At 59.6% G+C, this 6,416-nt stretch carries 3 protein-coding genes; all 3 read right to left on the bottom strand.

Annotation, left to right across the window (positions count from 1 at the left end):
• Positions 1 to 167: 167 nt before the first annotated feature.
• Positions 168 to 2,123 carry a hypothetical protein gene (locus IH881_19895; GenBank protein MCH7869964.1) on the bottom strand — a complete coding sequence of 652 codons (1,956 nt, stop codon included), beginning with the start codon at positions 2,121 to 2,123 and terminating at the stop codon, positions 168 to 170.
• A 26-nt stretch (positions 2,124 to 2,149) separates the two neighbouring features.
• On the bottom strand, positions 2,150 to 2,938 hold the full coding sequence (locus IH881_19890) for a class II aldolase/adducin family protein (GenBank protein MCH7869963.1): 789 nt from the start codon (positions 2,936 to 2,938) through the stop codon (positions 2,150 to 2,152).
• Between the two features lie 611 nt (positions 2,939 to 3,549).
• Entirely contained in the window at positions 3,550 to 5,859 is a 2,310-nt protein-coding gene (locus tag IH881_19885) for a hypothetical protein (GenBank protein ID MCH7869962.1), read from the bottom strand.
• Positions 5,860 to 6,416 lie beyond the last annotated feature (557 nt).

The following is a 6,416-nucleotide window of genomic DNA, read 5'->3' as shown; positions in this document are numbered from 1 at the left end:
CCCGATCGATGGCAACCATCATGTCTCCGAAGCCCGCGTTGCCGGTAATCTCATTGAAATTTTCATCGTCTGTCAACCCGTTGACGTTGTAACCGACCCACTGCGGCCCCGTGGTTTCGATAGTGGAAGAGCGAGAGGTTCCAGTCGGGATGCCCCTGGTCAATAACTCACGGGCCCACGAGTTCGAAGACGCGCATCAGGCCTGGACCGGAGAGGTTCGCCGAAAGGAACACGAGCCGGAAGCCCGGCAAGTTCTCGTAGATGCGAGCGTCGGAGTGGAAGAAGTTGGCTAAGGGCGTGCGCGGATCCGGGCGCCAGTTGGCGTCGACCTGGATCCCGGCGGTGTACAGGTTGCGACCCCAATAGTCGCGGTTCACCAGCACGTAGCGGCAGTCGTTCTGGATCAAGAGTGCACGGTAGTCCGCCAGATTGCCGTGAACGAAGGCGTCCGAGAAGTCCTCGATGCGACGGCGACTGCTCGTCGTCTCGTACTTCGGTTGCACGAGAATCGGATGGCGTCCATGAGCGAGCACAGCCGTGCCCGTCTCGTAGTCGGTGGCGATGGCCTCGTTGCTGGGGATGTGTTCTTCCGCCCAACGAACCACTTCCGCCAACTCCACGCCGCGCACCGGCGGGCGATACCACGGGCACTGGTAACCATGGATGCCAATGTAGAAGTAGCGCAGCTGAAAGACGAAGAAGAACACGATCGCCAGCACGCGCACCGGCAGTCTGCTCAGACTTTGCACCGCGCAGGCGCCCACTACGGGGAGCAAGAGTGCCGGCAGGACGATCGTGCGCCGCACCAGAAAGGCGGATATCGATCCGGCAATGACGACACCCAGCAGGGTCATGAGGCGCGCGTCTCCACGTCGGCGCAACCAGCCATAGCCACCCCAAACGAAGGCGACGGCGATCAGGCCGAGGCCCGCGCCCAGGAAGCCGAACATGTCGCGCCCGGTCGCAGTGGCGAAGGGCCCTTGCCAGAGCAGGCGCGCGTCGAAGGAGAGATCGGAGGGATCGGCGGGCAGCACTCCAGCGTTCGAGACCTTCGAGGCCATCAACTCGAGAACGTGCGAGTAGTCGCCCTGCCCACCTGCCACGAGGCGCGTGACGAGCAGCAACACGACCAGCAAAACGGGAGCCACGAGCCTGGCGCGCGCCGAACTCAGGCGCCCGCTGTCTTCCAATCGGCCCGCCACCCAGAGGCAAGCGGCGACGAGCACCGGAAGCGAGACGAGAAAACCCTTGGCGCGCAAGACGGGAATCACCAGGGAGCCAAGTGCGATCACGGCCAGGCCCATCCACGCGTCTGGATGGGCCAGCGGGTTCTCGCCGCTGCGCAGGTACCAACCCAGCAGGACGATCGCTTCGATGCTCAGCATGAAGCCCATCGCGTGCCAGGTGCTCGCGGCCAAGATCAAGCTCAGGGCCGTCCCCAGGATCGCGAAGCGCGTGCGCACCCGCAGCGCGCGCGCAAACAAGTACAGGTGCAGTGCCAGCCACGGCAGGCTGAAGTCCTCGCGGATGAAGATGAAGCCGATCGTGCGGTAGTTGCCGAGCAGCAAGAGGTAGATCGAACCCGCCAAGACCGCCCATCGAAGACGTCCGCCCAACTCGAAGGCGAGCCCGAAGACGCCCAGCACGGCCAAGCTGGCGAAGAAGCCCATGACCCAGACCGCCACGACGTGCAGCGGTGTGTCTACTCCTGGCATCAGGTAATCCCAGAGCAGGTAGGCCCAGGCGACGACGAACTCTTGCCCAACCGTGAACATGGCCGGTATGTCGGAGCTGGCCGGGTGTTCGATGCGCGGGTCCGCGCCGAAGTCGTCGGGGGGCAGGCCTCCGTTTTCGACAATGCGCTCGGTGATGTAGTGCAGCATCCCGGGATCGCTGCGCAAAAGGGGTCGCGCGTCTGCGGTGTCGAAGTTCGGATCGCTCAGGGTCGTGTGGATGCGAATCGCCGCCCCGGCTCCAACGGCGAGAAGCAAGAAGAGGGCTACCAGGAGCCTCCTTCGATGTCGTTCGAACCAGCTACTCCCGACTTTCCGGGAGGCCTTGGGTCTGCGCGAATGGGTCGCGGCCTTGGAGCGCGGCTTCTTCTTTCTCGCCTTGGCACTCACGCGCGATATCCTGGTTCAACCAGCGGCTAATCCATCAGGTCAGGCTGCTCGGCAACAATTACATTGTAGAGCGGCTGAAAGCTGAACCAACCAGCAAGGCTAGAGCCAACGACCTCGCAAGTCTTGCGGGCATTTTCATCATCAATCAGTTTTGGGGTACCGGCCGCTTCCACCAACAACTGTGCCTGGCAACTACGCTCCATAGTGATAAACCACCAGGCGGCCTCTTCAACCGACTGGCCAACGGTCAACAAACCATGGTTCTGTAATATGCAGGCTTTGTTACTGCCCAATCCAGTCGCAATGCGCTCCCCCTCTCCCGTTTCCAACACGACGCCGGTGAAATCCTCGATCACCACATGGTCGTTGTAAAACGCACAGGCATCTTGGGTAATCGGATCCAGTTTGCGACCCAAGGCCGACCAGGCCTTACCGTGAATAGAATGGGAATGCGCGGCGGCAACCACATCGGGACGCGCTTTATGAATATGGGAATGAATCGTGAAGGCAGCGCCATTAAGTAAGCCTTCACCTTCAACCACTTTGCCGTCGTGACTGACCAGCAGCAGATCCGAGACCTTGATTTGCTTGAACGACATCCCCATGGGGTTGACCCAGAAGTGATCGGTGTGCTCGGGATCTCGCGCGGTGATATGCCCTGCTACGCCTTCATCAAAGCCGAACTTACCGAACAAACGATAGGCGGCCGCCAACCGTTGCTTACGGTGCAGTCGACGCTCTTCGAAGCTGCCCTCGGGTTCACCCACCGGCAGATTCTCATCGAGATTCATGATAATGCGATTGGCTTCAGTCATGGCCCTGCCCCGGCTAGCGTCAAGACGTTCAAGAAATTTCATACCTTCGATGACAAGGGATACAAACCTTCACCCCTTGTTCAAAACCACACTCCCTACCACCCTAGAAAGAGTATTTGAAATCAGCACATTCGGTCAAGGGCAGATTCGCTTGCGACGTCACGCGATCCCGTAGCGGAGTCGTGCGCCTAGCTCAAGAAGAGACGGTAGGCGGGACGCGGGGGTTCAGTACAACTGGGTGGTTTTTCATTGTATCTGCGACGGTGTCGTCGAAGGTCGCGCATCGGGAGCGAATTTGGGCCAGGTAGGCGGGCTTCCGTGCGGTGGCCGGAGTTTCTCATTGAACATCAGAATCGGCCTAATCCTCTCTGGCCTCGACGTATGGAACGCGTGTGGGAGTGGGGAATAACTCCTCGAATGGGCATCGCTAGTCGAACGCCTTGGTTGTCGACGGCCTGCTACACCGAGTACCGTCTGTCACCGAAGCGCGTCTTTGCGCTGTCGCCCATCTGGTGAGATCTGCTCTGTAACGGCACGAATTGAGGTCTAGGAATTCTATTTCCGGAGGTTGACCTCATCGCAGAAAAACAAAATGATTGTTAGTTAGCGAGTTACAACGCGTTGATCCGCCCGCGCGGAAGTGTTGGATCGATCGCACTGCAGCCTTCGAACGGTGTTTCGGAGAAGGTCTGACCCGTCACGCAGGCCTTCTCGTCAGTTTCCGAGATCCCGGACTCTTGAATCCGAAAGTGGGAGACGAGGTCCAGGTGGCCGTCGCCGTTCACGTCGTCGAGGTGACCGCCGATTTTGTGTGCTGGCGTCGCTGACGCGGGTGCGAAGCGCAGCGTCGACCGATCGATCTCTGTTACGTCGAAGTCCGGGGCACCCAGAACGGCCACGGGAATCACACCGCGACTCGCGAGATTGACCGCACCCGATTCGCCATCCCCCCGAATTGCGATTTCGACGGGTAGCAGGCGCGTATATTCGGGGCCGAGATCGACAATCTGCAACCCCCCCGAGCCCGTTGCGCCATAGATCAGGCCGTTGGCGAGCTCCAAACCACGCCAATCTCCACGCTCCGCCGGAAATCCGCCCATCAAGACGGGATGTAGCGGCTCCTCGACGTCATGGACGGCGAGACCCCACCTGCCCGCGCTGTACGCAAAACCATTCTGAACGAGGATCGCACTTCCGCCATCATCGGCCGAGGAGATTTCGACAGGCTCCGCGGGATTGGAAACGTCGAAGACGCTAATGGAGTCATGGCTGCCAATGTACGCAAGACCTTCCTCGACATCGATGCTCGATATCCAGTATTGAGCCCGCCTCGACGAATAGATCAGCGTGGGATCGGCGGGATCCGAAACATCAATGATGAAAAAGCCGGAGCAGGTTACGTAGGCGAGTTTCTCGACGACCGCGATGCCGGGAGTTAAGCAGCGAAATCCGGATGACGTCAACTCGACAACACTCATCTCGGTGGGGGCCGACGGCTCTGAGACATCGACAACCCGCAGCGCGACGGGCGCCGCACGCGTTCCCCGATCTACCACGTACGCAATTTCTCCGATGACCGCGACCTTCGCCGTGCTTCCCGCGAGCGCCAACCCACCCGCACCGGTTGCCGCGCTCGGATTGGCGACATTGAAGATCCGCAAGCCGTCGACGTCCGCCGCAACGTACGCGAACTCACCCTTCAGTTCGACGTCCAGCGCAGAACTAGCGGTGTCCACACCGCCTATCGCAGCCGGTGTCCTCGGGTCTGTCACGTCGAAGATCCTGAGGCCACCTGCGGAGACCCGCAGATCCCCAACCGCGAGGTACGCGGCATCGCCCGAGACCGCTACGTCGTACGCCAACCAACGGTGACTGCTGGAGTCTTCGGCCACAGCGGCGCCCACCTCGACCGGCGTATCCTGAATGGAGAGATCGACAATTTTCAGCCCATCTTGCCCTGCGAGATACGCATGTCCGCCGTAGACCGCCACGTCATTCGAAAGACCGGAATAGATCGACCCGCGACGAGTGGGCGCTGATACGTTGGAGACGTCGACGACATCCATGCCGATACCACCGGTGTACGCAAACTCACCGACCACTTCGATCGAGCTTCCCAGCACTAATTCACGGCCAACAGAAATGGGGTTGGTGGAATCCATCACGTTGACGATTTCGAGTCCACCCGGTGGACCGGTCGATGGATCGGTGTTGGAATAACGGAAAGCGGTGTATACATGCTCCCCCACCAGTTCGATGTCATCGGCAACATTTTCGGGCAGCACTCCGACCGTCGTGGGCATTTCGGGATTCGACACATCGACCACTTCGAGGCCGTTTCCTGCGAGGTAGACAACACCTTCAGCGGCCTCCATGTCGCTCGTAAAAAATATGAAAGTTTCCGAAATCTGGAATGGTTCAGTGGGATCCGAGACATCGATTACTCGGAGGGCAGATCCGCAGGGAAGTGAGCCACAGGGATTGACAAAAAATTGATCCACCAGGTAGGCGATGTTCTCCACGACCTCTACATCGATCGCCTTGAACTCCGATGCAAATGTGCCGATCTCGATGGGCGCCGCTGGGTTGGAAACATCGATGATCCGCAGGCTTCCGCCGAAAAACGCGTCCGTGATGAATGCGAGCCCACCCACCACTTCGACATCCTCGGCTCCTCCGACTGCAGCGTCGAGTGATCCGATTTCCACAGGAGAGCTGGGAATCGCAAGATCCAGGATTCGCAAGGTTGGAACGCCGGAGCCCGGAAAGGAGGCGCTCACCACGTAAGCAAGACCGTCCACGATTTCGATATCTTCTGCAAGCCGAATCGGAAGATCTCCGACGATCACCAGAGCGCTCGCTGAGATTGGCGTCAGAATGATCGCCGAAAACAGGCTGGCCAGAATCCTCGTCCGCAACATCGAAACAGCACCTCCTGGACCTGCACGGTATGGCTTCCTGGCGAAGGCACATCAGACGCGAAATCGCGTGCGCAGGATAACGACTCCCCTCGCCCGTAGCTTCGGCTGGCGGTTCTGGCCATATCATCAGAGCCCCTAAATTGAGGCCACTTCCAGATCGACAGCAAGCAATTCTGGCCTCCATCTTGAACTTTCGCATTGTGGATGGCAACCCATTTTTCATCCGAGAACCGACGGCATCTTGGCTGCCTCGGTCTTGCGAATTCCGGAGGTCTACCTGTGACGCGCTTGCCATCGCGGAGTTGGTCGATGAGCTTCACTAGCCGGGGCCGCGTTGACCGGATCCGGTTCTGGAGCGAGAATCCCTCCCCCCCCCCGGCTCCCCAAAGGCAGACCCTGCGCCTCGAACCGTGTGCTCAGCACCGTTTCCGATCGACATGAATAGTGGAAAACTATCCCGTGTCGGTGCGAATCCTGCGGATTCGCTTGCGGCTTCACGCGACCCCGAAAACAGAGTTGCGCTCCTAGCTCAAGAAGAGGCGATAGGCGGGATTGTG

The organism is Myxococcales bacterium (genome assembly GCA_022563535.1).
GTDB lineage: Bacteria > Myxococcota_A > UBA9160 > UBA9160 > UBA4427 > DUBZ01.
Note: the sequence above shows the minus strand (reverse complement) of the source record. Positions and strands in the feature narration are given on the sequence as shown.